Here is a 23,696-nt window from a genome sequence, read left to right on the forward strand (position 1 = left end):
TCAAATATAAAACGGTCTTCATATCAGCTGTTCAAGCGATACCGGGTAGATCGGCTTGATCAGTTCAAGAATGGCCTTGGCATATTGCTGAATTTCTTGCTGTGCATCATCCTCCAGCCGCTGTGCCAAGAAATGGGCGACGGATTGAACGGAAGCCGTCCAATACCAGCGGATGTACAATCCGTAGGCGGGCAGGAACAAGCGAGCTTGCTCCGCACAGACCCCATCCGCTAAGGCCGCCTCGTACTTGGAGATCCCCAGCTCCACATAGGCCATTAACTCCCGCGTATGTTTCTCGCCTAGCTCCCAGGTGATCGGTTCGCCGCTTCCCTGCTTGGAATTGGCCGGCTTGGATCTCCATTCTCCTGCCTGAGGGATATAGAATGCCGGCTCCTCCGTAATATAACGGCGGCTTGACTCATTCCACGCGTCCAGACTGTCGCCTGTTCCTTCATAATGCGCCGATCCCACCACATACTTCCACCATTGTCTGGCAACCATTAACGGCGCATACACTTCAAATTGAGCAATCGCATGACGAAACGGCGAGGTATGCCCTTCTTGGGCAAGAAACTTAATGAGCCGGACGTCCCGCTCATTGAGTTCAAGCGACTCTTTGGAATAAGAAACCCGCGCTGCATTAACGACGGTCAAGTCCGATCCCATGTGATCGACCAGCCGGACATACCCTTTTTCGTGAACGTTTATCATCGACATTCTAATTCCTCCTATCATGTTCTATCCATTGTCGTGTTACACGGCCAGGATTGAGCCGATCATCGTATTCATTACGGACATAGAATTCGTTATTCACCGAATTATAGACGATTTTCGACGGTTGCGGACATCAGATTCGCTATTTGCATCAGGTCCATTATTATAGGGATACTTTTGCTCGAATAACGGCTCTCAGGTCCGCAATACTGGCGAATGTCCCGCTAAAGACTCCATAACGAACCTCATGTCCGTTAGCATGCCGCGCACTGCGCGGGAGACTTGTACAGATAGATGCTAGAATATCAAAACGCCTGATGCTTGCGACATCAGGCGTCTGCTAGGAGAGACTCTCCGGAAACGAAGAGCTGATATATATAAAATAACATGAGACGAGCACCTTATCTATAGTTGACAGATAACATTTACCGAGCGGTTTGCGTTGCCTTGGAAAGGTTCGAGTGTTAAGGGCGTTTCCCGCCATATCTATGAAATTGACAGTTCTACGATTTCGGAGTCTTGCTGCTTTTCAAAGAGTTAACTTTTTCAGCAATATTTGCAGCAATTATACCTATAGGTATGCACCCATCAATAATAAAATCCGAATAAGGCTTTACTGTCCGTATATGTTGAACGTATGTTTCTCTATGCTGTGAAAGATAAAACGATAATGTTGCATCCATATGCTCTATAGGATTTTCTATTTTGCGGCGCGATTTATCTCTTCGAGTATAATCCCGAACAATTCTCCGTGCGAGTGCAAGATCTAACGGAGTATCAATAAAAATAGCATAGTCTATGAATTCGCCAACCGCTTCGTTCCCATAACCAAAAGGATAATCTAGAAGAATAATATCAGGCTTTTCTTCAATTAATTGTAGTATATCATTAACAATCGGTTCCAAATGCCACTCGTTATAATCAGCTCCGTTAGCAGACCACTGGCAATAATCTTGCTTTAAAAAATCTTCGGCATAACTATCAAATGATATGACTTTAACATTATTCAATAACTTAACCAGTTCTTGAGTTACAGCCGTCTTTCCACCGCCTGAAATGGCCGATATTGATACTATCAGTGGTGGTTTACAACTCATGTTTGCACCCCGCTTAAAAATATTCTTATACGATCCACTGTCCCAGCTGGTTGAAAAAGCTCTGTTATTCTGCTTGAGAACCTTGGGTCGTCCTATACATCCCTCCGCTCTCCAAAGAACCCTTTACTGCCTGGCAGTAAAGGGCTCTCATCGTAATCCGAATTATTTTCTTACCGCTTCATATACGAATTTCTGCTTCCTATGGGTTGGCGGGTTGCCGAATTCGAAGTCAGCGGATATCGTGACATCGGCAAAGCCGACACTCTCCAAGATGAACTTGAATTCTTCCACCCCGTACCACCGAAGGGCAAAACGCTGCAGTTCCGTCTGGATAAGCTCGCCGCTGCGCCACTTCTCATACTTCAAGTAATCGACTTTATATTGATTAAAGAACAGATCCGCCTCGATGCACTTGCCTTCCATCGTAATAATGTCGCCATTCGGACAACGAAAGGTTGCAGAGCCTCCCCATTTGCCCAAGTCGGAAGGGTTAAAGTCGTTGTCAGGCAGGAACAGGTCCAGCAAGAGACGGCCGCCGGTTTCCAGATGCTCGTATAGCCGACGCAGCACTTCAATCGCTTCCGCGCGCTGCTCGATCAGCAGGAACGAACCGCCAGGAATAATGATGGCTTCATATTTGTTCGGCAGAGCAAGCTCCTTCAAGTCCGCTTGGAACAGCTCAGGCGTAAGCCCGCGAGCTTCGCAGCGCTGCTGGCAGGAACGCAGCATCTCAGGAGAATAATCGACGCCCTCCATACGAAGACCCGCTTCCAGCAGCGGGATGATCACACGCCCGGAACCGACCATCGCCTCGAGAATCCGTCCCTCGCAATGCTTCAGCCGTTCTTGATAATACTCGATATCGCCATTAAAGGATTGCCCGATTTTCTTCGTTAAATCATAAACCTCTGTACATAGCTCGCCATAATAACTGAAAGACATCTAATGTGTCCCCTCCGTGGTTTGAATTGTTGCACGGAAACGGGATCATGATGCACTATCCCTTCCGTACCTCTTGAATAACGGCTTCACCAACGAAAGAGCTGACTCTCATTATGATCACTCACTTTCTGAACAGAATAAAATCACTATAATACACAAGTTAATATTTGGCAATGGAAGGACAGGTATAGAACGGTTATAACGATTTTTTAAAATATAGCTTCGTAAAAGGGCTTTCTTGCTCACCTAAGCACATCGCGGAAATTCTCTCCCCATTCCGATTCCAGCACGGAATAAATCAGCTCATTACACCATCTTTGGTTACAGAATCTTGTCTCTCTGAGTACGCCGTCCTTGATCATCCCGACTCGAATCATCAGCTTCTCTGACGGATGATTCTCCGCATTGGCATATGCAACTACCCGATGGGCGTTAAGATGGGTAAAAGCATAACCGATTAATATCTTGACGGCTTCCGTTGCGTAACCGTTCCCCCAATAGTCGGAATGAAACGCCCATCCGATCTCCCACTCTCTAATTTCCGCCCAGTTTAACTTTATGCTCACACGACCCATCAGCTTTACATCGGTCTTCAAACATACGGCAAGTTCATAACGTTGACGCGGATTGCTTTGCGCATCCGGCAATACCGTAAGAAAGCGATCTCTGATTTGCTTAGCATTCGGTGCAGTGTTCTCGTATTTGTAGGTATGATCATTGCGTTCCAGCTCTTCATAGGCGGGAAAATCGCTTTCCGTATAATCCCTTAATATAAGCCTATCGTCTATGATTTCCATCGTATCTCGCCCCGTTCATCCTCGCCTATGGTATTAGCGGCTGATTATTCTTAAGTCGATCGAACTCAATGACCTTTTGAAGATAATAGGGACTTTCTTCATTCGCTCGATTGAAAATTCCCAAGTATCCGACATGATTGAAAATAGCGTATTCCAGATTAACCCGCTCGTTAGAACGATTGGATTGCCAATAATAATGCAGTTCCCTCGGAGCTTCATACCATAACCAATCCAGATCTTTCACGGCCTTGTTTTTATGTTGAAGAACCCATAGACTGAACAGAACATGAGGATCATCGGTGCTTATTTTAGTCTCGGGGTTGATATTTTTCAAATTGCTGGCGGCCGTTTGAAGATCAGCATGAATCTCCGACCCTTGCGTAAAATGATAGACAGCTCGTACTTGGTTAAATTCCTCGGCATATTGCTCGGCTTGGGAAAGTTCTTTCATTTGGCTGAAACTAACCTCGGGCACGTAAGCAAATACAAGGGCGGAAATAAAACCGAATATAAGCACCTTCGATAAGTATACCTTCTTCGTCTTCCTCATATAGATCCATCCTATTAAGACGCCCACCGGAATGAGTATTCCGGATAACCGCAATGAAAATAGACAGACCATGTAAACGCCGACGAGGGTGAGCCACATTTGCAAATCCATCTTTTTTCGCTGTTCAAAGTAAGATACCCATAAGAATACAACCGAACAAATCCATATGATCCAGCCCATAACGATCCCCCACTTTCCTCCTCTTATCGCATCTTGAACGGGAAATCCCCACCAGACGCCCAGCCGCGTTCGAAAATCATTGTCATCCGTTATAAACGTTAGGGACTCTACGCCGAGTGCTGCCGCATTAGAATACAATTGATTCAAGGTGCTAGGGTCTAGCAGCGCCGCCCCTTCTACGTCTTGGATGTGATCCGGAAATAAAGGGACCAGCTCCTCGCCGCTGAGCTTATAGGCTTCGCCAGGTCCGATCCGCCAGTTGAACATCGTACAGCGAACAGGAGCAGGATGTCGGCCAGCCATCGGCCATACTCATTCGGCATTTCCAAGGCGATGCCTCATATCACTGGCGCCAGTTCCTCTCTTATAAAATCAATGGCCGAACCAGACGGTTCATTCCCTATTTTGCCAAAGAGCGGAGCCGGAAGGATGATGTTAGAAGAACATTCCGCCTGAGCGTGCTATCAAAAAAAAAGAACCGCGGGATCCGCGGTTCTTCAAGCTTGCAAGCTTCGTGTCCTCCCATGAGCAGCAGGCTGCAGCGTCCTTCGCACCGATCCTGCTATGTCACTCTTCTCTTCTGACCGTAATCTTGTGAAAGGCCGCCGTTCCGAATTGGGAAAAGAATCGCAGATAGGCATGACCGTTATTTATTCGTGAAATGATGGTCCGCTCGCCGTTCACGCACAGATCGATGAAGCATTCTTTTACGAATACTTGGACAGAAACACGCCGGTCCAAACCGTCAACGTGGTAGATGGACGAGACTTCGTCCTCTATGAACCCTGCGCTATTGATCGCATGAATCCCGATCTTGCGATTGGAAGGCTCGAATCGGATATCATTCCCGCGCTGGAAATCGGCGGTATCCGCAACGGAGAAGCCGTAGAACATCGTAGGATGCTCGGGAAAGACTTCGAAGAAGAGCGCGTATTCGCCTTCGGTCTCGCCCCAGATTTGTTCGGCGAAGCCGTTCAGATTCCCGATCTCAATCATATTCGCTCCATCCGTTTCAACTTGTCCTGACAGATCGATTAGTTCCTCCGGCAGCTTAAGTCCGAGCGACCCGTCATCATGCTGGACGAGCTCGCGGATGACCAGCTCGCCGCCATACCGGCCCGGTCCGGACAGGAATCCTACCGCAAGACGCCGTCCATCCGGGAAACCGGCTGTCTTCGGTACCCGCATCTGCACGCCATCGATCGTATCCATCGCCGGGCGCAGCCATGGTCCGAAAGGCTCTCGCGAATATCGGTAACGGGCGAGTCCATCGTTGCTGAAGACCAAGTAATACCAGCCGTTCCATTCAAAATAATCGGAGCACTCCGGCTCGCCATGATAACCCGGCACGATGAACGGCTCCTCTTCCCGCCAATTGTGCAGATCCTTGGAGACGAGATGGGCGAGGCAGCCTTCTCTCTTATTGCCTTCGTCGAGGCTGGTCGTAATGAGCATATGATAAAGGCCTTCCGCATCTTTAAATACATGCGGGTCTCTAACGGAGGCTAACGTGTAGCGGCTGGAAACAGGGATGTACGATTCCGACTTCTCAAAATGAATCCCGTCCGCGCTGGCCGCCCATGTTAATTGAGCCGGCGATCCGTCCACCGCGCGGACGGCGTAGAATGCGTAATAGATGCCGTTCTCCAAGATCACGGAGCCCGTACATATCGAGCCTTCCCATTCCTGGGTGATGCCGACCGCCATCGGATGATGCTCCCATTGCTTCAGATCCTTGGAGGAGATATGCGCCCATTGATGTGCGCCAAGCCCCCATTTGCTCCCGTGACCGCGACGATCGAACAAGTAATAAATATGGAACGTTTCCCCATCGAAGAAGGGCATGCAATCGCCGACGCTGGTATTGAAGCCTCTCGGCCTCCAATATTGAAGGGAATTCTGCTCCTTCCCCAGGTAAGCCAATTCTCGTTCCCGGCGTTCTTGTTCATCGCCGATAAAGAGCGTAAGTTCCGCATCGGTTAAGGTACGGCCCCAAATTTTCGCTTCATGCGTCCCTTCATGGGCCCTAACGATGGATTGCTCCAACCGGACCGCGCCCATTGGCCAATCCTCGTCTACAAGCACGCCGTCCACATAGAGCTCCGCAAGATGGCCGCTCCAGCGTAGAAGGACATCATGCCTTCCATCGCCGATCGCTTGCCAAGGAACGGAGAGCGTGATTGGCCGATCCTTGGCATCCGTCAAGATTTCAGCAATCAAAGCGTGTGCTGCCCGGTCAGAGGAGCCCCCCGCATGAAAACGAATGGAAGCTGTCCCGTCCTCGCCGGCTATCGTGAGAAAATCAATGCCATCCGCTCCTCCCGTTAGCAGAGCGCGGATCGTAAACGCTTTAATAGAGCCCCAGTCCAGTGAAGCTTCAACCTGATTATTCATCAGTTCCAAATAATAGCCGCTAGCCTCAACATTCATCATAATTTCTCCACCCCCGTCGATTCTTCGGTTCAACTCGCAAACATGGAAAATAACGCCCGATTGTTCTCGTACAGCTTGGTATAGATGGAATAGTGATGGTCATAGATGCCGCGGTTACCGGGATTAGGCACTACGGGGTCAGCCTGCAGCTTGGCGACAGCCGAGCAGGCTTGCTCGACGCTGTCATAGAGCTTCACGCCTACCCCTGCCATCAGCGCGGCCCCTACACAAGCTTGTTCCTCAATGGTACTCGTATACACGTCCCGGTTCAGGATATCGGCGGCAATTTGGCTCCACAGCCTGCTTTTCGCTCCGCCTCCGGCTAGAATGATCCGCCGTATCTCGACGCCGAGCGATTGGAAGATTTCCATGCCATCGCGCAAGGAATAACAAACGCCTTCAAGCACCGCCCTTACCATATGGGCATCTTGATGCCTTAAGTGAAGTCCGAAGAACATCCCCCGTGATTGCGGGTCCATGTGCGGCGTCCGATCCCCGGTCAAGTAAGGCAGGAACAGCAGGCCTTCACTTCCGGCGGGGACCTTCCCGGCCATCCGGTCGAGCGCCTTGTAATCCTGATTGCGCAGCACTTGCGAAGCCAGCCAGCGCAAGGACAGCCCTGCACTCATCGTGGCGGCCATGAGGTACCAGCGGTCAGGCACGGCATGTACGTAAGTGTGCGTTCTTAAGCGCTTATCGTAAATAGGCTGGTCAATCGGGGTAAACAGCTGGCCCCCGGTTCCAATCGTGCAGGAAACATCGCCCAGCTGAATGATACCGCTGCCAACCGCCTGCATCGCCTGATCCGCTCCGCCGAACGCGACGGGGGTTCCCGCATGGAATTTTGTTTCGTGGGCGGCTTGCGGCGTAACGTGCCCGGCGATCTCCCAGGGCTGGCCTGCTTCAGGAAACAGCCTCCTATCAATTCCAACCGCAGCGAGCAGCGGCTCCGACCATTGCATGGATGCCGTATCGTAGGCCGATGTGCTGGAGGCATCCGTCGTATCCGTCCCGGCCTCGCCCGTCAACCGGTACCGCACGTAATCCTTCGGCAGCATGACGCGGTCGATCTTGTCATAAATATGAGGCTCGTTCTCTTTGATCCACATTAACGATAGGAGCAAGAAGCCCGTCGCGACCGAATTCTGGATCAATTCTCCCAACTGCTCCTGACTGAACATGGTTTCCAGAAGCTTCTTCTGCGGAATCGAACGTTGATCGCACCATATGATTGCCGGACGCAGCACTTGGCCTTCCTTATCCAACGCTACCAGCCCATGCATCTGACCCGAGAAGCCGATTCCTGCGATCGAGCTGCCGCTCGCGCCGGCTTTCTTCATCGCCAATTCGCTTGTCTCGCAGACGAGCTTCCACCAGACGTCCGGATTCTGCTGGGCATACCCGGAGACAGGCATATCGATGTCATAATCCATTTGCGAAAATCCAGACACATGGCCCGATGAATCGATAACCATCGATTTCACGCTAGAAGTTCCGATATCGATCCCCATCAAAAGCGACATATCCTGCCTCCTCTTGTAAAATATTACTCTATGTATTGTTACTATAAATCTATTAATTGATTTAATCAAGTAATAAATAATTCATGACCGATGCTGCTGCAGAAAGCTGGACGGCTGGGCCACGATGCTGTCGATCGCGACGATGGCCGCACCGGCGAGCATCGGATCGGAGTCGTCTGCAGCCAGCTCGACGGCTAATTTCCCCGAAACATCGGGCAACACATGTTGGTCGAGGACCGATTGCACCGTCTCAAGCAGCAGCGAGCCGGCCGCAGAGAGCTCGTCTCCGAGGATGATCCGGTCGGGATTGAACGTATTGACGATATTGACGAGACCGAACCCAAGAAACCAGGACGCCTGCCGCACGGCTTCCTCTGCCTTCCCTCCCCTGCCCTCCTGGACTTCCTGCCATACAGATGCCAGAGAGGCATGCTCCTTGTTAAGCGTCTTGAGCAAGGCCGAGGTCGAACAGTACAGCTCGAGACAGCCTTTGCTGCCGCACTCGCACTGCGGACCCTTATAATCAATGCTCATATGTCCGATCTCTCCGGCCATGCCGAGAGCGCCCCGGTACACTTTACCATCCACGACGATCCCCGCACCGACGCCTTGGCCAGCTGCGACATAGATCATGACGCCGCGTTCCTGATGCGGCTCCCCGAGCCACCAATGGGCAAGCGCCCCCGCCTTCGCGTCATGCTCGATATAGGTCGGAATGCCGAAATCATTCATGAGATCTGCCTGAATGTTAATCGTCTCCCAGCCCGGGAAATCGGTCATGAGTGCAATGCGGCCCTCATTGCGGAATAATGGCCCTGGCGTAACGACCCCTATCGCGATGACTTTGCCCGCTTGATTGGATTCGATCATCTCTGCAATAAGCTCCTTCATACGTTTCAACGCTTTCATAGAGCCGTCCATCGTATGGATCGATATTTGCCGTTTGTCATATTCGACTCCCGCCAGATCGTAGAGCGCGACCGTTATCGATTTGCGCGCCAGCCGGACACCGACGATCTTATACGGCTCGCAATGAAGCTTGATTCCAATCGAACGGCGGCCCTTCTTGCCGTCGATGATCCCGGTCTCCACGACGAGCCCCCAGCTGATAAGCTCGTTGATGATATGGGTAATCGTCGATTGATTGAGTCCCGATGCTTGGGTCAGCTCCGCCCTTGAGCAGACCACCCTCCTCCGCATAAGCTGAATGACCAGCGAACGATTCATTTCCTGCACATCTTCAAGATTGGTTCCCCGTTTCGTTCTGGATACGATCACTTGATATTCCCCGCATTTCAATATATTTATAGAATCAATGAATACAAGAAATTATAATCGATTGGAAATTCCGTGTAAATTCAGGAGCTGCTGGGTTGATCCGGAAACCGGACGCCATGCAAATAAAAAAAACCGCGATTTACGCGGGCTGGTAGATTGTTGTTATTGTTATTCTGTCGTACATGGATCGCCCCCTTGGTATCTTATCCGTTAAGGTCCCCGACTTCGGCCAGAAACCTGGGCAAACACGCTCGAAATTCAAATTGTCTCTCAAAAATGTTGTAAATCGCGCTTCTGATTTATCCTTTTAACCCCGTCGAAGCTACACTTGCCTGCACCTGTTCCTGTACGAGCAGATATACCAGAATTCCCGGCGTGATGACGAGCGTAAGGGCCGCGAACATCCGTGTGTAATTGTACGAGAACGCCTCGTCGAAAAATTGAAGCGCCACCGGAAGTGTACGATTCGTTTCGCTAGTCGTCAAAATCAAGGCATAAAAATATTCATTCCAATTGCCGAGGAACATCAGAATGCCGGCCGTCGCGATACCGGACCGGGCCAGTGGCAGGTTGACGTTCCAAAAGATGCGCCAAAAGCTCGCACCGTCGATCAAAGCCGCCTCGTCCAGATCTTTCGGAATCGTCATGAAGGTTGCCTTTAAGACGAATAATGCCAGAGCAAGTCCAAACGAAGTGTATACCAGAATTAGACCCGTCTTGGTGTCATAGAGATTGAGCTTCATAATAAGGGAAAAAATCGGCTGCGCCTTGGCGTGACCGGGTACAAGCAGCGTTACCGTACACAGCACATAGAGGAGCGTCTTGCCCTTAAATTCAAACTTCGCAAAAATATAACCGGCGCACGAGTAGATAAACAGCGCGATCAAGGTGGCAATACCGGCGATCATTAACGAGTTTTTGAAGAAATTCAGGAAGTTATAGTTCGTATAAACATCGATATAGGGCGCGAAATCGAACCCTTTCGGAAGGGAAAACGGGTCTCCCAATATAGCCTTGTTCGTCTTGAAGGAAGACATAATAATCCAGAGAATCGGAAACGTAGACACGACGACCGTGAAGATCATTACGCCGTAAGTGAATACGCGGCCGGACAGCTTGGATAACCAAAGCGATGCTCTCATGATTGGGACACCTCCTTAATAGATCTTCTCGTTCATGCGGAACAGCCGGTTAACCCCCAGCATGACGATGACCCCTAATAGAATCATGACCGTGCCTGCCGCATTCGCATATCCGTATTCGGAGTTCACGATTCCGTTGTACAGCATGAGCGGAATGTTGTACGTATCGTTGCCTGGTCCCCCTCGGGAGGTTAATGCGACTTCTTCGAACATGGCGATCCGTGCGGTAATGGACAGGATCACACCGGTTCCGATTGCGTTTCTGACAAGCGGGAGGTTGATGAACCGGGTCACCTGCCACTCGTTCGCTCCGTCGAGAAGCGCAGCTTCGTGCACTTCCTTCGGAATCGCCATCAATTCATTGAGCACGATCAACGTCACGATGACCGAGTAGAAGAGCCAGGTCAATGTGACCGCGATGAAAGCTGCAGGCGATTCATAGAACCATTTCACATGCCAATTGGAGAATCCGATGTCGCGCATGAAATTGTTGATGACGCCGATATCGTCGTTGAAAATAAACTTATACATGATTGCCCATGCGGCGACGGATATGACGTTCGGAATCATGAACACCCCGCGCACAAGCCGCCATCCGAACGGTCTCTTGTACAAAATGAACGCGACCAGCACACCGAATCCTACGTGCACCGTACCCGCGATGAGCGACCACAACCCCAGGTTGCGTAACGAAATCAGGAAGGTGTCGTCGTATGAAACCAGATTGATATAGTTGTCAAGGCCGGCCCAAACCGGAGCACTGAACCCGTTCCAATCGGTAAACCCGGTTACGAAGACGGTAATAATCGGCACCAGATTGAACAACAGAAAGACAAGGATTGTAGGGGCCAGAAAGGCAAAAATCCAAGCTCTAGTCGTCCACTTCTTATTCATCAAGCTCACTCCCCCTGCTGAATTAGTCCCCTCTGAAAGGCAAAGCCTCTCGCATCCGGACCGAATGATCGGGGACACTGACCAGATTGCTTGTAAAAGCGTGAGCCCCCACCGTTAGATAGGAGGCTCACTTGTTCACGGGTTATTTTTGGAACTGCTTGGCCTTGCGCGTCAATTCCTGGGCGAATTGTTCAGGCGTCATGTCGCCGTTAATCAATGTCGGCAGGAACTTGCCGAACTCAGGGTCCGCGATTTGGTTCGGGAAGATCGAAGACATCGCTTGCACGGTGTTCTTCAAGTCATTCTTGGTCGAGCTGTTGAGCTCGGCCAGAATTGGGTTCAGCTTCGACTCGAATTCGGCGGAAGTCTGAAGATTCGGAGCCGTGCCTCCCTCCGCAACCATGTAAGCTTCCTGTTCTTCCGGCTGAGCCATGAACTCCAGGAACGCCAAAGCTGCTTGCGTCTCGCCTTCGCTCAGTCCTTTCGGTATCCACCAGGAATACTCGTTCAGCGTAGCGATTGCGATGCCGCCCGGGTAGATGGATGCGCCAATCTTCTTCTCCAGCCCTTCAGCCGACTTGGTCGTATCCGAGAAGTCCCCGACCATCCAAGGGCCGTTGGCGATGATGGCCGTTCTTTCGTTCAAGAAGTTGTTGGCAGCGTCGGCATAAGCTGCGCCGATCGCATTGTCCGTCGTATAGTTCTGGAACCACTTTTGAAGCTGAGTAAAGGTATTGATCCACGCTGGAGCGGTATAGTCGTACGTGTATTCCGTGCTCTTGAGCACGTCCGCGCCCCCCGGCTCATTCGCCATGAATGCGGTAGCCAGCAGCATGGACGTCCATGCATTCTCGCTCGTCATAAGCGTTAATGGGGCAACGCCGCTGCTTTTGATCTGCTCAAGGGCCTCGTTGAACTCTGCGAACGTCATTTGCGAAATCGGCTTCGTCACGCCGGCCTTCTCGAACACCTCTTTGTTGTAGTACAAGCCGATCGGACGCATCGTGATTAGCGGCATGGAGAAAATCTTGTCGCCCTTCGTATTGTACGCGACGTTGTCTTCGATCATCAGCTTCTTCACCTCAGGCTTGGAATCCAGCCAAGGCTTGAGATCGTAGAACAACTCGTCTTTGATGACGACATCCTCCAGGAACGTCTTCTCGCCGCCCTCTATCAGAGCGGGGAGCTTCTTTTGCTGAGCAAGAAGCTTGATCTTGGCGTTGTAATCGTCTTGCGGAATTTCTTCAATAATCAGTTCGTATTGGCCTTCATACTTCTTGTTGAACCGTTCAACCTGCGGCAGGAAAAATTTAGCCCCTACATTGCTGCCGCTTTTATAGTGCGGAATCTTGATCGTGACTTTGTCTTTCGATGCGCCCTTTCCATCGGATGCTCCTGTGTTTTCCTTATCCGGCTTATTTCCGCCCTCGTTCTTCCCGTTGCCTCCGCTGCTGCACGCCGTCAAGACGAGCATTAAAGCAAGAGAAAGCAGCATTAGCGTTCTAAACGATCTTTTCATTTTGATTCCTCCCCTTTTTGATGTTTATGATTCAAGCTGGAATGCCCTTATTCATAGCATGCAGACCGCTTCATCAGTGCTTAGGCGGTGCAACCGGATGGCCGATCTTCTCCTTGCGAAGAAGCCGCTGCGCTCGTGGAGACAACTGCTTATACGTCTCTTCCGGAATTTGAATCGTTGCATGCATAGGCGCACGGTCAGCAGGCGCATAGATCATGGCGATGTTCGGACGCGGAGTGCCCGAACGATTCGGTGTGCCCCGGTGCCACATGCGGTCATCACGGATCATGATCGAGCCAGCCGGCATTAACCCTTTGATGGAATGCATATGCTCAGCCAGCTTTTCTTTGCTGTAAGCTTTCGGCCCGTACCAGTAATCCGGCAACAGATGCGTCCCGCCCGGCCATATTTCCATCGGTCCGTTATCCTCCGTCGTGTCGACGAGCGGAAAGTTAACGATCAGATTGGAGATCGGCAAATTCATGGCGCACCTTGTGCCGAACATCGAACCTGTGTCGGCGTGAACCGGCTGACACTTCTGTCCGCCGGGAAGCGACGTGTTGGTTGCAAAATAATGCATTACGCTATCTTCGCCCAGAAGCCGGTCGATCATTTGCATCACAAACGGATGAGCGATGATGGATTCATCAATAAACGGTTTTTCGAACGGCAAGTATAATCGGATATGATTGGTGCCGTCGTTAAATCCGTTCTTGGGGTTATATACTTCATCATGATGCTCTTCCAGATATGGCTCCAAAATCTCGATATACCGGTCGAACAGCGTCTTGACCAGTTCATCGGGCAGCACCTTCTCGAAAATGACATGACCGTTTACTTGAATTAAATTTGCCGCCAGCTCTACCGTTTCCGGGGACAGCTTCCCTGCCGTAAGTTCTTCAGCGCTAATTTTCATAGATCGTATGGCCGCCTCTCTATTCGTAAATATGTTCAAAACGAAATAGCTGCTTTGCCCGCTCGCTAAGCGATTCATACGTTGTACGGGGGATCGCGATCTTGGGCTCTGTATGGAACCAGGAGCGGAAATAAACCATCGCCAGGTTCGGACGGGCGGCATCGGACTGGTTCGGCGTGCCCCGATGCCACATGCGAATGTCCCGGATCAACAACGATCCCGCAGGCATGATAACAGGCTCCGAATGCATCTGCTGCGCAAGCTTCTGAATATGTTCCGGCCGGTTCGCGTTCTCCGGAATGAGATGCGTTCCGCCCGGCCAGATCTCTACCGGGCCGTTATCCGCTCTGAAATCGACCAGCGGAATGTTGAGCACGACGCCGGTTGTCGGAAGCGTGACGGACGATTCCGGATACAGCGCTTTCATATCGGAATGAACGGCCTGATAATCGGAGCCTGGCAGCGGCGTATCCGACGCAAAATATTTGATCGCGCAGTCTTTGCCGAGCAGCTCCTCCATGATCGGCAGCGCGAAAGGATTCGTAACAATTTCCGGATCAATAAACGGCCCTTCGAACGGCAGGAACATCTGCGTCCGGTTCTTGCCCCTATTCGATTCCGTCTTGGCGATATGCGCTTCAAAGAGATTCATAAATACCGCATGAAGCCCGCTTACCTTCTCCTTCGAAAGCATGCCTTCCAGCACGACAAAACCATTAACGCGCACTTGATCGGCCGCTTCCCGGACCGTTTCCGGATTTAAGGTGCGGTTTGATATTTCTTCATGGCTGATTTTCATGTACGGGGGACCTCCTCCGTTATAGTAGACGTCATAATTCCCAAAACGTTTAGGATGCTCCTTAAGGCAAAAAGCAGCACTCTCTTCAATAAAAGTATACAGGCTGCAGGCCAAGATGAAGCATGATTCCCGTCCCGGTTCTAGCCCGATTATTGCGGGTTTTCCCCGGACAGTCTATTAAAAATTGAATGTAAGCGCTTTAACCTGTGAACCAATACTTCCAAATCGGATATAACCGTTTGCTATACACTTTAATCTGCAGTTTTTTGCAATTGTTCCAAATCGTTTTGGAAAACGTGCGCAGTAACGGGCAATCCTGCGTCTGCCCGTTACGGATGTCGAGCCGTACTTTCTCTGACAACAAGCACATTCTCCAGCATGACCTTATGCCGCACCTGCCGCCCTTCCAACATATCGATCAACAATTGGGCAGCTTGATAGCCTAACTCGTACTTTTCCTGGCGGATGGTCGTCAGCTTGGGGGAACAATAGGCTGCAAGCGAGATGTCGTCATAGCCGATGAGCGAGATTGAATCAGGAATGGAGAGACCGGCGCGTTCAGCTGCCTGCATCGCTCCGAGCGCCATTAAGTCGCTCGAACAAAATACGGCGGTAACGTCAGGATGCTTCTCGATGATTTCATTCATCGCAGCCTCTCCGCCCTCTTCGCTGAATCGTCCGTCCCAAACCAAGAGCGCATCGTATGGAATTCCGGCCTCCTGCAGCGCTAACATGTATCCCGCCAATCGCTGGTGACTGACATCCGCCTCGTTGTAGCCGTTGATCATCGCAATTCGCCGATGTCCGAGACGGATCAAATGCCTGATCGCTTCCCTCGCTCCGTTGATGTTATCCGTGGTGACGTGGCCGACCCAGTCTCCCGCAAGCGGGATATCGATCAATACGCAGGGGAATAGCGATTGAGTCAAGACCTCCTTCAAGTAAATATCGTTGATCTTCAATCCTTGAAGGATCGCCCCGTCGACGCTTCGCTCCCGGCACAAATCCGAATATGTCTTCTTGGACTGCTTCTTCGGATTCGTACTGAACAGAATGATATCGTAGTCCAGCTCGCTGGCACGGTCATTGATGCCGCAGAGCACCTCGAACGGGAGCGAGTTTTTGCCGTTCGACGATTTGAGCTCCGACATGATGACGCCGATCGTTTTCGTTTTTTTCAGCACTAGGCTTTGCGCCTGAGCATTGGGCCGGTAGGACAGCTCATCGGCCAGCCTCTTGATCCGGTTTCTCGTCTTCTCGCTGACATCCGGGTAGCCGTTCAACGCACGCGACACTGTGGTAATGGAAACTCCAGCTGCCTTTGCAAGGTCTTTGATGGTTGTCATTCTAAGATTACCCCGTTTTCCGAAACGCTTTGGAACATTGTTCCAGCTCATTATAGCAACAGACATCCAATTTATGCAAGCGCTTTATTTTTGAAAAATAGGTCAATTCCATCGTTTCAGAACGTACACAAATTCCCTATTCGTGCTCGGAAATAGAAAACCGCCCCCTATTCGGAGGCGGCGAAAAAAAGGACTGCTCAACAAATAGGCAGGCCAAGAAACCGTTTAATGAAGAGATCGCCAATGACCCGTTCTTCCATTTCACGATCAGACAGGTCGTAGTACCGCTGTACGATATGCAGTTTGAACTTCAAGGAGGGAGCATAAGGTCGGGGCCCCCTTGAAGAATACAAATGGGCACAGATACGGTCTGTGAAACCAAAGTCAATGAGTTTGTCTATCTGGGCGAAACGTTGATTGTTCAGATATTCCGCTCTTACATGATTTTCTCGCCCATCAGCGAGGCAATCAGCTCGACCGCCGCCTTCGCCGTCTGGTTCTGGATATCGAGCGTCGGATTCACCTCGACGAACTCCGCGCTTGTCACGATGCCCGCATCGGCAAGCAGCTCCATGGCAAGCAAGCTTTCGCGGAGCGTAATTCCCGCCGGAACGGGAGTGCCTACTCCCGGCGCATCCTTCGGATCGACGCCGTCCAGATCCAAGCTCAAATGGACGCCGTCCGTGCCTTTGGATACGAAATCGATCGCCCGTTCCGTTACGGCCGATATGCCCAAGCGGTCGACTTCATGCATGGTGAAAACCGTTACGCCCAACCGCTTCAAAAAAACCCGTTCGCCGGGATCCAGAGATCGCGCGCCGATGATTACGACATGCTCGGGCTTCACCTTCGGGCGATCTCCCCCGATACCGGTCAGCAGCGGATGCCCGTAGCCCATGGCCACGGCCAGCGCCATCCCGTGAATGTTGCCGGATGGCGACGTTTCCGCCGTATTGACGTCGCCGTGGGAGTCGTACCAGATGACGCCGACATTCGTCTTATGCCTTCGCAGCCCTGCCAGCGTCCCGATTGCGATGCTGTGATCGCCGCCGAGCACGAGCGGAAACCGCCCTCTCCCAGCGATGCCTGCAACCGCTTCGCATAATTCCTCATTCACGCGAACGATCTCGTACAAATACTTCAAATTCGATTCCGGCACGTCCGAATGATGCTTCGCCCTTCTGACGACCAGATCGCCTTCATCGGCTACGACAAATCCGAGCTGCTCAAGCCGCTGTTCCACGCCCGCGCATCGGATGCTGCTCGGCCCCATATCGACGCCGCGCCGGTCGGCGCCGAGATCCATCGGCACCCCGATCAGCGACAACTCTTTATTTTCCCGTTCCTTCATAGCGGCAGCCTCCCGTCAGTCTTATCATCTGTCTGCGAACCGCCTCAAGATCCTTTTTACATTCCCCCGTTCCTCTATCCGGTCAACACGCACTCAAGCCTTTCAAGCGCCCAATCGAGCTGTTCTTTCGTTACCGTCAGCGGCGGCGCGAGACGAATCGTATTTTCGTGCGTTTCCTTGCACAATAGACCGGCTTCCATCAGCCGCTCGCAATAAGGCCGCGCCCTGTCATGCAGCTCGATGCCGATGAACAATCCTTTACCGCGAATTTCGCGGATAAGCGGACTTTGCAGCCGCTCGAGCGCCTCCTTCATGTATGAGCCAAGCGAGAGCGAGCGTTCGGCTAGTCCCTCCTCCTCCAGCACGCGCAATGCCGCCGACGCCACCGCGCAAGCAAGCGGATTGCCGCCGAACGTAGAGCCGTGCGAGCCGGGCTCGAACACGCCGAGCACTCCAGCGTCCGCAGCTACGGCTGACACCGGATATACGCCGCCGCCGAGCGCCTTCCCCAAAATATAAACGTCGGGAACGACATCCTCCCAGTCGCTGCAAAATATCCGGCCCGTCCGGCCGAAGCCCGTCTGGATTTCATCAGCCATCAGCAGGACATTGCTGCGCTTGCAAATCGCCGCGGCTTCCCGCAAATACCCGTCCGGCGGCACGACGATCCCCGCCTCCCCCTGAATCGGCTCAACGAGAAACGCCGCCGTCGCCGGCGTGATCGCTTCCTCCAGCGCGCGCACATCGCCGTAGGGGACCGTCTTGAACCCCGGCGTGAACGGCCCGAAGCCTCTTTTATACGCTTCCTCGGACGAGAACGACGTAATGGTTACCGTTCTCCCGTGAAAATTCCCCTCACAGACGATGATTTCCGCTTGCCCGTCGGGGATTTTTTTGATATCGTACGCCCATCGTCTGGCCGCCTTGACCGCCGTCTCCACCGCTTCCGCTCCCGTATTCATCGGAACGAACATGTTCTTCGACGTTAGCCGCGCCAACTGCTCATACAGCTCGGCGAGCGGTTCATTGTGAAAAGCCCGAGACGTCAATGTCACCTTATCCGCCTGTTCTTTAAGCGACGACACGATCGCCGGATGCCGGTGTCCGAAATTCAGCGCGGAATAGCTGCTGAGCATGTCCATGTACCGGCTCCCTTCGGGATCCTCCACCCAAACCCCTTCGGCCCGGGAAATGACGATCGGCAGCGGGTTATAATTTCTTGCGCCGAGCGCTAACGTCAGATCGATAATTTGCCGCGATTTTGTCATGCGATCACCCTCCTCTTCAAAGTAAAGCTGAAAGGATCGTCTTCTGCCAACATCGAAACAACCAATTTGAAAACGTTTTCTATAGCGTGTTGCTTTCATTATATTCACGTAAAGCGGCGAACGATACGGGGACATTCTTACAATCCGTCATAAGATTGGGGGGTCCGATCAAGAACAGATTCCATTAGCCAGCCAAAAAAAGAACCGCCCTCCGTTTTGCGCTTTCGCAAAACGGAGGGCAATTAACAGGTATGCTTTATCGTTTTTCATAAAAACAAAGCTTTACATTTCTGGTTAAACCGCTTTCGCTCCATCAGATTCGCCGCGAATTCCCCCATGTTCCCACCGCCTGTAAGCTGAATGCCAGCACCGGCTTGACCGGAATACACATGCTCCGTAACGGTGCTTTGCTCCGCGACGGCGAGCCATTCCGCCCAACCATTCGGCTTCTGATTCGTGCCGTTTCAAATGAACCGTTCGCGGTAAGCGAAGGCGGCCCGGCAATGGCCTTCTCAAGAGTTTGGGCGATTTGCTTCGTTCTTGGGTACGCGCTTTCCGTATAGTCATGAAGCCTGCCGCTAACCGGCCCTCCTGAAGGCTCATGCCGTTTCACGTAATCGACGAAACCCTGATTCATAATACGAGTCCGGTTTCAACCTGCGTTACGCATATCTCCGGATCGTATCGGCCAGTTGGCCGGCAATGAAGCTCGCTCCGGAAGCAAGCTGATTGCGGTCGAACCGCAACCTTACAAAACGCTCATCCGTATCAAGCGCTTCGGAGAAGAAGCCGGCCAATCCCCGCGCCTTGCGGTCAATCTGCAGCAGCAGGTCGACGCCGTTCTCATCCGGGTAGAAGACGATTTCCAATTCGTCCAGCTGCCCGCGGAACTGCGAAGCAGGAATGAATTCGAATTCTTGAACGAAAGGCAATCCATACGTCCGGCCATAATTCGGCGCGTATTCGCAATCCACCTTGCGGAGCCGGAAACCGAGCTGACTGACCGCGTCCAGAATAACCGCGGAATGCGGGTGCGGCCTTACTTCAAGCCGGTCCTGATCCTTCGGATCAACCGTTTCATTAATATCGAGCCCGGTTTGAATCCAGACCGGCGTCCTTCCCATCGTTACCGGCGTATTCGCCGGAAGCTGGAATGAGACCGGGAATTCATAGACCTGCTCTGCCTTTACGGTAAACTTCCCGGCCAGCAGAAATTTGGAAACGGCTGCTTCCACTTCCCTCTTCGTATCGTTCTGCTCTCTCAAATAACGCGTCATGATGAAGGCATAGACATCGTTAACCTCCTGATCCACGCGTCCGCCCTCAATGCGGATGATACCGCTGATCATATCCCCCGCTTTCACGACATCTTGATGGAGCATGAGATCGACTTTCGCCGCGCCGATCCCGACGCTCGCAAGCATTCGTTTGAACATGGACATTACTGACTCTCCTCCTCATTACGTACATATTCACTGATACGATGAGGTAATACAAGAGGTTTCGTTCGTTGGCGGCAGAACTTTTCAAGCTGATCGAATTTTATAAAAATGTCACGGCTCCGAATTAAATACTACATATTGTAATGTATAATAATAGCAACGTTTATCATGTGTAGGTACAAGCTGTCGACGCGGATATGAACGGCTTAACGAAACTGTAAATTGGGAGATGATTACGATGAATACCCGCAAGGAGGATCTGTCCCGCCGCCATATGATCGTTGGAACAGTGGCCATAATTTTCGTATGGTTTTTTTGGATCAGCCGGCCTGAGTGGTCATGGGACATGCGTCTTTGGAAAGCTTTTGGCGATGCGGCGCTGCTGCTGTTATTTATTACCCTTGCCATGGGACCGTTAGCACGATTATGGCCTGCCTCGGCGAAGCTCTTGTTGTTTAGGGGCAACATGGGCATTTGGTTTGCGATTATGTCCCTCATTCACGGCTATCTGGTATGGAATGGATGGGCGAGGTGGGACCTTTCACGCTTCTTCGGGTATGAATTCATTCCTCAGCTTGGACGCGCCGCCCGGATGGAGCCCGGGTTCGGTCTTGCGAATTTAATCGGTGTCGCAGCCCTCTTCTGGGCGATTATTCTATTGGCTACTTCGACTGAGCGGGCGTTGAAATATTTGGGAGCGTCTTGGAAATGGCTGCATTACGGCGCATACACCATATTTTATTTGAGCACGATTCATACGGCATACTTTCTCTACATCCACTATACGTTATCGTTTCACAAGAATGTGCCGCCTCCGAATTGGTTCCGGCTGCCTTTTCTGCTGCTTGCAGCAGTCGTCTTGTTGTTGCAGCTGCTTGCGTTCGTCAAGACGGTAAAGAAGAAGAAGCTGAAGACTCGATAACAGAGGCAAACTGCCGTCTGAAAATAAAAAGAAGAAGCGCCGAAGAACACGCGGTTCTTAGACGCTTCTTTGGTTGGTCTTGGATAATTTCCGGGTTGGTTTACCCGAAATATTCACAATAATGACGCCGGCCAGAATAACAAACCCTCCGGTAATATGAGCGAATAACAGCTTCTCCCCAAGCACGGCCACTCCGGCGATAACCGTAATGAACGTGGCCAAGTTCACGAATACGCTCATTTTGGAGGCTTCCATATACGTCAGCGCGTAATTGGTTAATAACGAGGTGACAAGCGAGCTGAGTAGGCCAAGATACAGAAGCGACGCGATAAATAATGGATCGGTGAATGGCGTGAAGAATGACGGCAGCGTCCCTTCTGCCGCATGCCGTACGACTGCCAGGCCGTTGAACACGACAAAGCTGACGCCCATGATGAAGAATGTCATGTCCGCAGCGTTATATCGCTGAGCCAGCTTGCGGCCAAGCACATTATAGACGGCGAACGAGAGCGACGATAACAGGATGAGCAAGGCTCCATTCAAGTTGGCTGCGTTCATGTGAATGCCCTTCATGGCGAACATATAGATGACGCCCGCGACGGAGAGCGCAATCCCTATTTTTTGCTTGAAGGTAGATGCCTCCTTGATCCAATACGACGCGAGCAGCATCGTCATTAACGGAATGGTGGCTTGTATGATCCCAGCTTCCGAGGACGGAATATACAATAATCCGAACGTTTGCAGCGCGAAGTACAAGGTCGGAAAGAAGACAGCCAGCGGCAGCAGGGCGAGCATGTCCTTCCCCGAAAGCCGCAGCTTGGACCGTCTGATGAGGACAACCGCGGCTGCGGCGGCAAAGGATAACGTGAACCGATGGGCCAGCAAGTCGAACGGATGCGCGGAGATCAGTGCAAGCTTCACGAAAATAAGAGAAAAGCCGATGATGATCGCATACAAGGATGCGGCAGCATAGGCTTTGTTCATGTTACTCATCCGCGGTAACTATCCTGCCACTTGAGCAGCTTCGTCTCCAGAATCCGAACCAGAGAATCGGTTAGCTTGCCGACGATGGCGAAGATGAATATGCCGACAAATACGATTTCGGTCCGCATATATGCACGCGCATCCTGAATGAGATAGCCGATGCCCTGATCCGCCCCCATCAGTTCCGCGACAACCAAGCACAGCCATGACGTGCTTAACGATAAACGAACGCCTAACAAAATATTGGGCATTGCGCCCGGCAGAATAACCTTGGTCACTTGATGGAGCCGGCTGAATTCCAGTACGCGCGCCACATCGAACAGCTTGGCATCGACGTTGCGGACGCCCAAGAACGCATTGACGTATAGAGGGAAGAAGGCACCCATCGATATTAGCAGCACTTTGGACAGCTCGCCGAAGCCAAACCACAAAATAAACAATGGCGTAACGGCCAGCAATGGCACGGTTCGCAGCATTTGAATCGACGGATCGAGCAGCTGCTCGGAGCGCTTGAATAATCCGACGAAAAGACCGATTAGCAATCCTGAACCTCCGCCGATTACAAAGCCGAGCATAGCCCGCATGACGCTGATCCCCAGGTGATGCATGAGTTCGCCTGAGATTATAATTTCGTAGAAATTTCGGAAGATAGAAACCGGCGATGGAAACAGCTGGGGCGATATCCACTCGAGCGTCGATGCCAGCTGCCAAACCAGCAGCACGGCCACTGGAATAAGGCTGCCCAGGGCAAACCGCTTCGCCTTTTCGCTTTTGAACATGAGGGAACAATCCTTTCCGATGATGTTAGATAGACCAAGTATCGCTGTCTTGCTCCTCATGACCAAGCGCACGGATCACTTCGCTGCGCAGTTCTTGGAAGGGCGCACTAACCCGGTTTCTTGGGTAAGGCAAATCAATGGGAATAACGGCCTTAATGCGGCCGGGTCTTGCGTCCATGACGACAACGCGATTGGACAGGAATACCGCCTCGTCGATATCATGCGTAACGAGCAGCATGGAGGTACGGTTCTCGCGCCATATATCGAGCAGCGATTCCTGCATATGATTGCGGGTAAACGCATCGAGCGCGCCGAACGGCTCGTCCAGCAGCAGCACTTTCGGTTTGCGGAGCAAGGCGCGCGCAATGGCGACACGCTGCGACATGCCACCCGACAGCTGCTTCGGATAAGCCTTCTCGAATCCGGTCAGCCGGACCAGCTTGATCATCTCGTCGACTTGCTCCCGAACGTTATGGTCCTTCAGGGAGAGATCCGCAGCAATATTCTTCTCAACGGTTGCCCATGGGAACAAGCGATGCTCTTGAAAAATAAATCCCTTATCCTTGCTCGGACCGGTGACGTCTTCGCCATGCAGCAGCATTCGTCCCTCGTACTGTACATCCAGGCCCGCAGCGATCTTGAGCAGGGTGCTCTTCCCGCAGCCGCTCGGTCCGATAATCGAGACGAACTCTTGCTCCATCAGCGTAAATTCAATGTTATCGAGAACATGAGTCGCCTGGTTTGCCGTGTAAAAGGTTTTGTTCAACTGGTTGATTTCTAATGCCGCCGATGTCATGTGTTGATGTCCCCCTGCAACGAA

Annotated in this window: 23 protein-coding genes; 1 reads left to right on the plus strand and 22 read right to left on the minus strand. The window is 51.7% G+C overall.

Annotated elements, in window-relative coordinates; translation table 11 throughout:
• Window positions 1-18: 18 nt before the first annotated feature.
• The 19 genes from thyX to L1F29_RS27790 all read right to left on the minus strand — a co-directional run bounded on the left by thyX (window position 19) and on the right by L1F29_RS27790 (window position 20,191).
• Window positions 19-717: an FAD-dependent thymidylate synthase gene (gene thyX, locus L1F29_RS27700; protein ID WP_258385246.1), complete on the minus strand. Its 699-nt coding sequence runs from the start codon at window positions 715-717 to the stop codon at window positions 19-21.
• Window positions 718-1,217: 500 nt separating this feature from the next.
• Window positions 1,218-1,811, minus strand: a complete 594-nt coding sequence (locus L1F29_RS27705; RefSeq protein WP_258385247.1) for a nucleoside/nucleotide kinase family protein — start codon at window positions 1,809-1,811, stop codon at window positions 1,218-1,220.
• Between the two features lie 162 nt (window positions 1,812-1,973).
• Window positions 1,974-2,753 (minus strand): class I SAM-dependent methyltransferase, encoded by a 780-nt coding sequence (locus L1F29_RS27710; RefSeq protein ID WP_258385248.1) that lies wholly within the window; start codon window positions 2,751-2,753, stop codon window positions 1,974-1,976.
• Between the two features lie 242 nt (window positions 2,754-2,995).
• Complete coding sequence (locus tag L1F29_RS27715; RefSeq protein ID WP_258385249.1) at window positions 2,996-3,550, minus strand: GNAT family N-acetyltransferase; 555 nt, start codon at window positions 3,548-3,550, stop codon at window positions 2,996-2,998.
• A gap of 25 nt (window positions 3,551-3,575) precedes the next feature.
• Window positions 3,576-4,583 (minus strand): DUF2691 family protein, encoded by a 1,008-nt coding sequence (locus tag L1F29_RS27720; RefSeq protein WP_258385250.1) that lies wholly within the window; start codon window positions 4,581-4,583, stop codon window positions 3,576-3,578.
• A gap of 264 nt (window positions 4,584-4,847) precedes the next feature.
• Window positions 4,848-6,713 carry a glycosyl hydrolase gene (locus tag L1F29_RS27725; protein WP_258385251.1) on the minus strand — a complete coding sequence of 622 codons (1,866 nt, stop codon included), beginning with the start codon at window positions 6,711-6,713 and terminating at the stop codon, window positions 4,848-4,850.
• Between the two features lie 29 nt (window positions 6,714-6,742).
• Window positions 6,743-8,236, minus strand: a complete 1,494-nt coding sequence (gene xylB / locus L1F29_RS27730; RefSeq protein ID WP_258385252.1) for a xylulokinase — start codon at window positions 8,234-8,236, stop codon at window positions 6,743-6,745.
• An 81-nt stretch (window positions 8,237-8,317) separates the two neighbouring features.
• The gene (locus L1F29_RS27735; RefSeq protein ID WP_258385253.1) at window positions 8,318-9,514 is read right to left on the minus strand and encodes an ROK family protein; all 1,197 of its coding nucleotides are present in this window, start codon (window positions 9,512-9,514) and stop codon (window positions 8,318-8,320) included.
• Between the two features lie 299 nt (window positions 9,515-9,813).
• Complete coding sequence (locus tag L1F29_RS27740) at window positions 9,814-10,656, minus strand: carbohydrate ABC transporter permease (RefSeq protein ID WP_258385254.1); 843 nt, start codon at window positions 10,654-10,656, stop codon at window positions 9,814-9,816.
• 15 nt (window positions 10,657-10,671) lie between these two features.
• Window positions 10,672-11,550: a carbohydrate ABC transporter permease gene (locus L1F29_RS27745; protein ID WP_258385255.1), complete on the minus strand. Its 879-nt coding sequence runs from the start codon at window positions 11,548-11,550 to the stop codon at window positions 10,672-10,674.
• 142 nt (window positions 11,551-11,692) lie between these two features.
• The gene (locus L1F29_RS27750; protein ID WP_258385256.1) at window positions 11,693-13,069 is read right to left on the minus strand and encodes an ABC transporter substrate-binding protein; all 1,377 of its coding nucleotides are present in this window, start codon (window positions 13,067-13,069) and stop codon (window positions 11,693-11,695) included.
• Between the two features lie 73 nt (window positions 13,070-13,142).
• On the minus strand, window positions 13,143-13,985 hold the full coding sequence (locus tag L1F29_RS27755; protein WP_258385257.1) for a phytanoyl-CoA dioxygenase family protein: 843 nt from the start codon (window positions 13,983-13,985) through the stop codon (window positions 13,143-13,145).
• Window positions 13,986-14,004: 19 nt separating this feature from the next.
• A complete protein-coding gene (locus L1F29_RS27760) occupies window positions 14,005-14,784 on the minus strand; it encodes a phytanoyl-CoA dioxygenase family protein (protein WP_258385258.1) in 780 nt (259 codons plus the stop codon).
• Between the two features lie 329 nt (window positions 14,785-15,113).
• Entirely contained in the window at window positions 15,114-16,130 is a 1,017-nt protein-coding gene (locus L1F29_RS27765) for a LacI family DNA-binding transcriptional regulator (protein ID WP_258385259.1), read from the minus strand.
• Between the two features lie 197 nt (window positions 16,131-16,327).
• Entirely contained in the window at window positions 16,328-16,555 is a 228-nt protein-coding gene (locus tag L1F29_RS27770; RefSeq protein WP_507765397.1) for a transposase, read from the minus strand.
• An 11-nt stretch (window positions 16,556-16,566) separates the two neighbouring features.
• Window positions 16,567-17,481: an arginase gene (gene rocF, locus L1F29_RS27775; RefSeq protein ID WP_258385261.1), complete on the minus strand. Its 915-nt coding sequence runs from the start codon at window positions 17,479-17,481 to the stop codon at window positions 16,567-16,569.
• A 74-nt stretch (window positions 17,482-17,555) separates the two neighbouring features.
• Window positions 17,556-18,749 carry an ornithine--oxo-acid transaminase gene (locus L1F29_RS27780; protein ID WP_258385262.1) on the minus strand — a complete coding sequence of 398 codons (1,194 nt, stop codon included), beginning with the start codon at window positions 18,747-18,749 and terminating at the stop codon, window positions 17,556-17,558.
• A 313-nt stretch (window positions 18,750-19,062) separates the two neighbouring features.
• Entirely contained in the window at window positions 19,063-19,386 is a 324-nt protein-coding gene (locus L1F29_RS27785; RefSeq protein ID WP_258385263.1) for a hypothetical protein, read from the minus strand.
• Window positions 19,387-19,411: 25 nt separating this feature from the next.
• Window positions 19,412-20,191, minus strand: a complete 780-nt coding sequence (locus L1F29_RS27790) for a sporulation protein (protein ID WP_258385264.1) — start codon at window positions 20,189-20,191, stop codon at window positions 19,412-19,414.
• A gap of 238 nt (window positions 20,192-20,429) precedes the next feature.
• Between L1F29_RS27790 and L1F29_RS27795 the strand changes: the two genes are divergently transcribed.
• A complete protein-coding gene (locus L1F29_RS27795; RefSeq protein ID WP_258385265.1) occupies window positions 20,430-21,113 on the plus strand; it encodes a hypothetical protein in 684 nt (227 codons plus the stop codon).
• Between the two features lie 57 nt (window positions 21,114-21,170).
• Here L1F29_RS27795 and L1F29_RS27800 read toward each other — a convergent pair whose 3' ends face one another.
• The 3 genes from L1F29_RS27800 to L1F29_RS27810 are packed head-to-tail and all read right to left on the minus strand — an operon-like array spanning window position 21,171 to window position 23,672.
• Window positions 21,171-22,106, minus strand: coding sequence for a DMT family transporter (locus L1F29_RS27800; protein WP_258385266.1), 936 nt, complete (start codon window positions 22,104-22,106; stop codon window positions 21,171-21,173).
• A complete protein-coding gene (locus L1F29_RS27805; RefSeq protein ID WP_373876437.1) occupies window positions 22,103-22,936 on the minus strand; it encodes an ABC transporter permease in 834 nt (277 codons plus the stop codon). The genes L1F29_RS27800 and L1F29_RS27805 overlap by 4 nt, the downstream gene beginning before the upstream one ends.
• A complete protein-coding gene (locus tag L1F29_RS27810) occupies window positions 22,902-23,672 on the minus strand; it encodes an ABC transporter ATP-binding protein (protein WP_258385268.1) in 771 nt (256 codons plus the stop codon). The genes L1F29_RS27805 and L1F29_RS27810 overlap by 35 nt, the downstream gene beginning before the upstream one ends.
• Between the last annotated feature and the right edge of the window lie 24 nt (window positions 23,673-23,696).

The sequence above is a fragment of the Paenibacillus spongiae genome (assembly GCF_024734895.1).
Lineage (GTDB): Bacteria > Bacillota > Bacilli > Paenibacillales > Paenibacillaceae > Paenibacillus_Z > Paenibacillus_Z spongiae.

Excerpts from the sequence above, each read along its gene's own strand:
- L1F29_RS27790 (WP_258385264.1), bottom strand. The coding sequence starts at position 20,191 with ATGTCCATGTTCAAACGAATGCTTGCGAGCGTCGGGATCGGCGCGGCG.
- L1F29_RS27750 (WP_258385256.1), bottom strand. The coding sequence starts at position 13,069 with ATGAAAAGATCGTTTAGAACGCTAATGCTGCTTTCTCTTGCTTTAATG.
- thyX (WP_258385246.1), bottom strand. The coding sequence starts at position 717 with ATGTCGATGATAAACGTTCACGAAAAAGGGTATGTCCGGCTGGTCGAT.
- L1F29_RS27805 (WP_373876437.1), bottom strand. The coding sequence starts at position 22,936 with ATGAGGAGCAAGACAGCGATACTTGGTCTATCTAACATCATCGGAAAG.
- xylB (WP_258385252.1), bottom strand. The coding sequence starts at position 8,236 with ATGTCGCTTTTGATGGGGATCGATATCGGAACTTCTAGCGTGAAATCG.
- rocF (WP_258385261.1), bottom strand. The coding sequence starts at position 17,481 with ATGAAGGAACGGGAAAATAAAGAGTTGTCGCTGATCGGGGTGCCGATG.
- L1F29_RS27740 (WP_258385254.1), bottom strand. The coding sequence starts at position 10,656 with ATGAGAGCATCGCTTTGGTTATCCAAGCTGTCCGGCCGCGTATTCACT.
- L1F29_RS27780 (WP_258385262.1), bottom strand. The coding sequence starts at position 18,749 with ATGACAAAATCGCGGCAAATTATCGATCTGACGTTAGCGCTCGGCGCA.
- L1F29_RS27720 (WP_258385250.1), bottom strand. The coding sequence starts at position 4,583 with ATGGCTGGCCGACATCCTGCTCCTGTTCGCTGTACGATGTTCAACTGG.
- L1F29_RS27760 (WP_258385258.1), bottom strand. The coding sequence starts at position 14,784 with ATGAAAATCAGCCATGAAGAAATATCAAACCGCACCTTAAATCCGGAA.
- L1F29_RS27755 (WP_258385257.1), bottom strand. The coding sequence starts at position 13,985 with ATGAAAATTAGCGCTGAAGAACTTACGGCAGGGAAGCTGTCCCCGGAA.
- L1F29_RS27705 (WP_258385247.1), bottom strand. The coding sequence starts at position 1,811 with ATGAGTTGTAAACCACCACTGATAGTATCAATATCGGCCATTTCAGGC.
- L1F29_RS27785 (WP_258385263.1), bottom strand. The coding sequence starts at position 19,386 with ATGAATCAGGGTTTCGTCGATTACGTGAAACGGCATGAGCCTTCAGGA.
- L1F29_RS27765 (WP_258385259.1), bottom strand. The coding sequence starts at position 16,130 with ATGACAACCATCAAAGACCTTGCAAAGGCAGCTGGAGTTTCCATTACC.
- L1F29_RS27745 (WP_258385255.1), bottom strand. The coding sequence starts at position 11,550 with ATGAATAAGAAGTGGACGACTAGAGCTTGGATTTTTGCCTTTCTGGCC.
- L1F29_RS27715 (WP_258385249.1), bottom strand. The coding sequence starts at position 3,550 with ATGGAAATCATAGACGATAGGCTTATATTAAGGGATTATACGGAAAGC.
- L1F29_RS27800 (WP_258385266.1), bottom strand. The coding sequence starts at position 22,106 with ATGAGTAACATGAACAAAGCCTATGCTGCCGCATCCTTGTATGCGATC.
- L1F29_RS27810 (WP_258385268.1), bottom strand. The coding sequence starts at position 23,672 with ATGACATCGGCGGCATTAGAAATCAACCAGTTGAACAAAACCTTTTAC.
- L1F29_RS27795 (WP_258385265.1), top strand. The coding sequence starts at position 20,430 with ATGAATACCCGCAAGGAGGATCTGTCCCGCCGCCATATGATCGTTGGA.
- L1F29_RS27710 (WP_258385248.1), bottom strand. The coding sequence starts at position 2,753 with ATGTCTTTCAGTTATTATGGCGAGCTATGTACAGAGGTTTATGATTTA.
- L1F29_RS27725 (WP_258385251.1), bottom strand. The coding sequence starts at position 6,713 with ATGATGAATGTTGAGGCTAGCGGCTATTATTTGGAACTGATGAATAAT.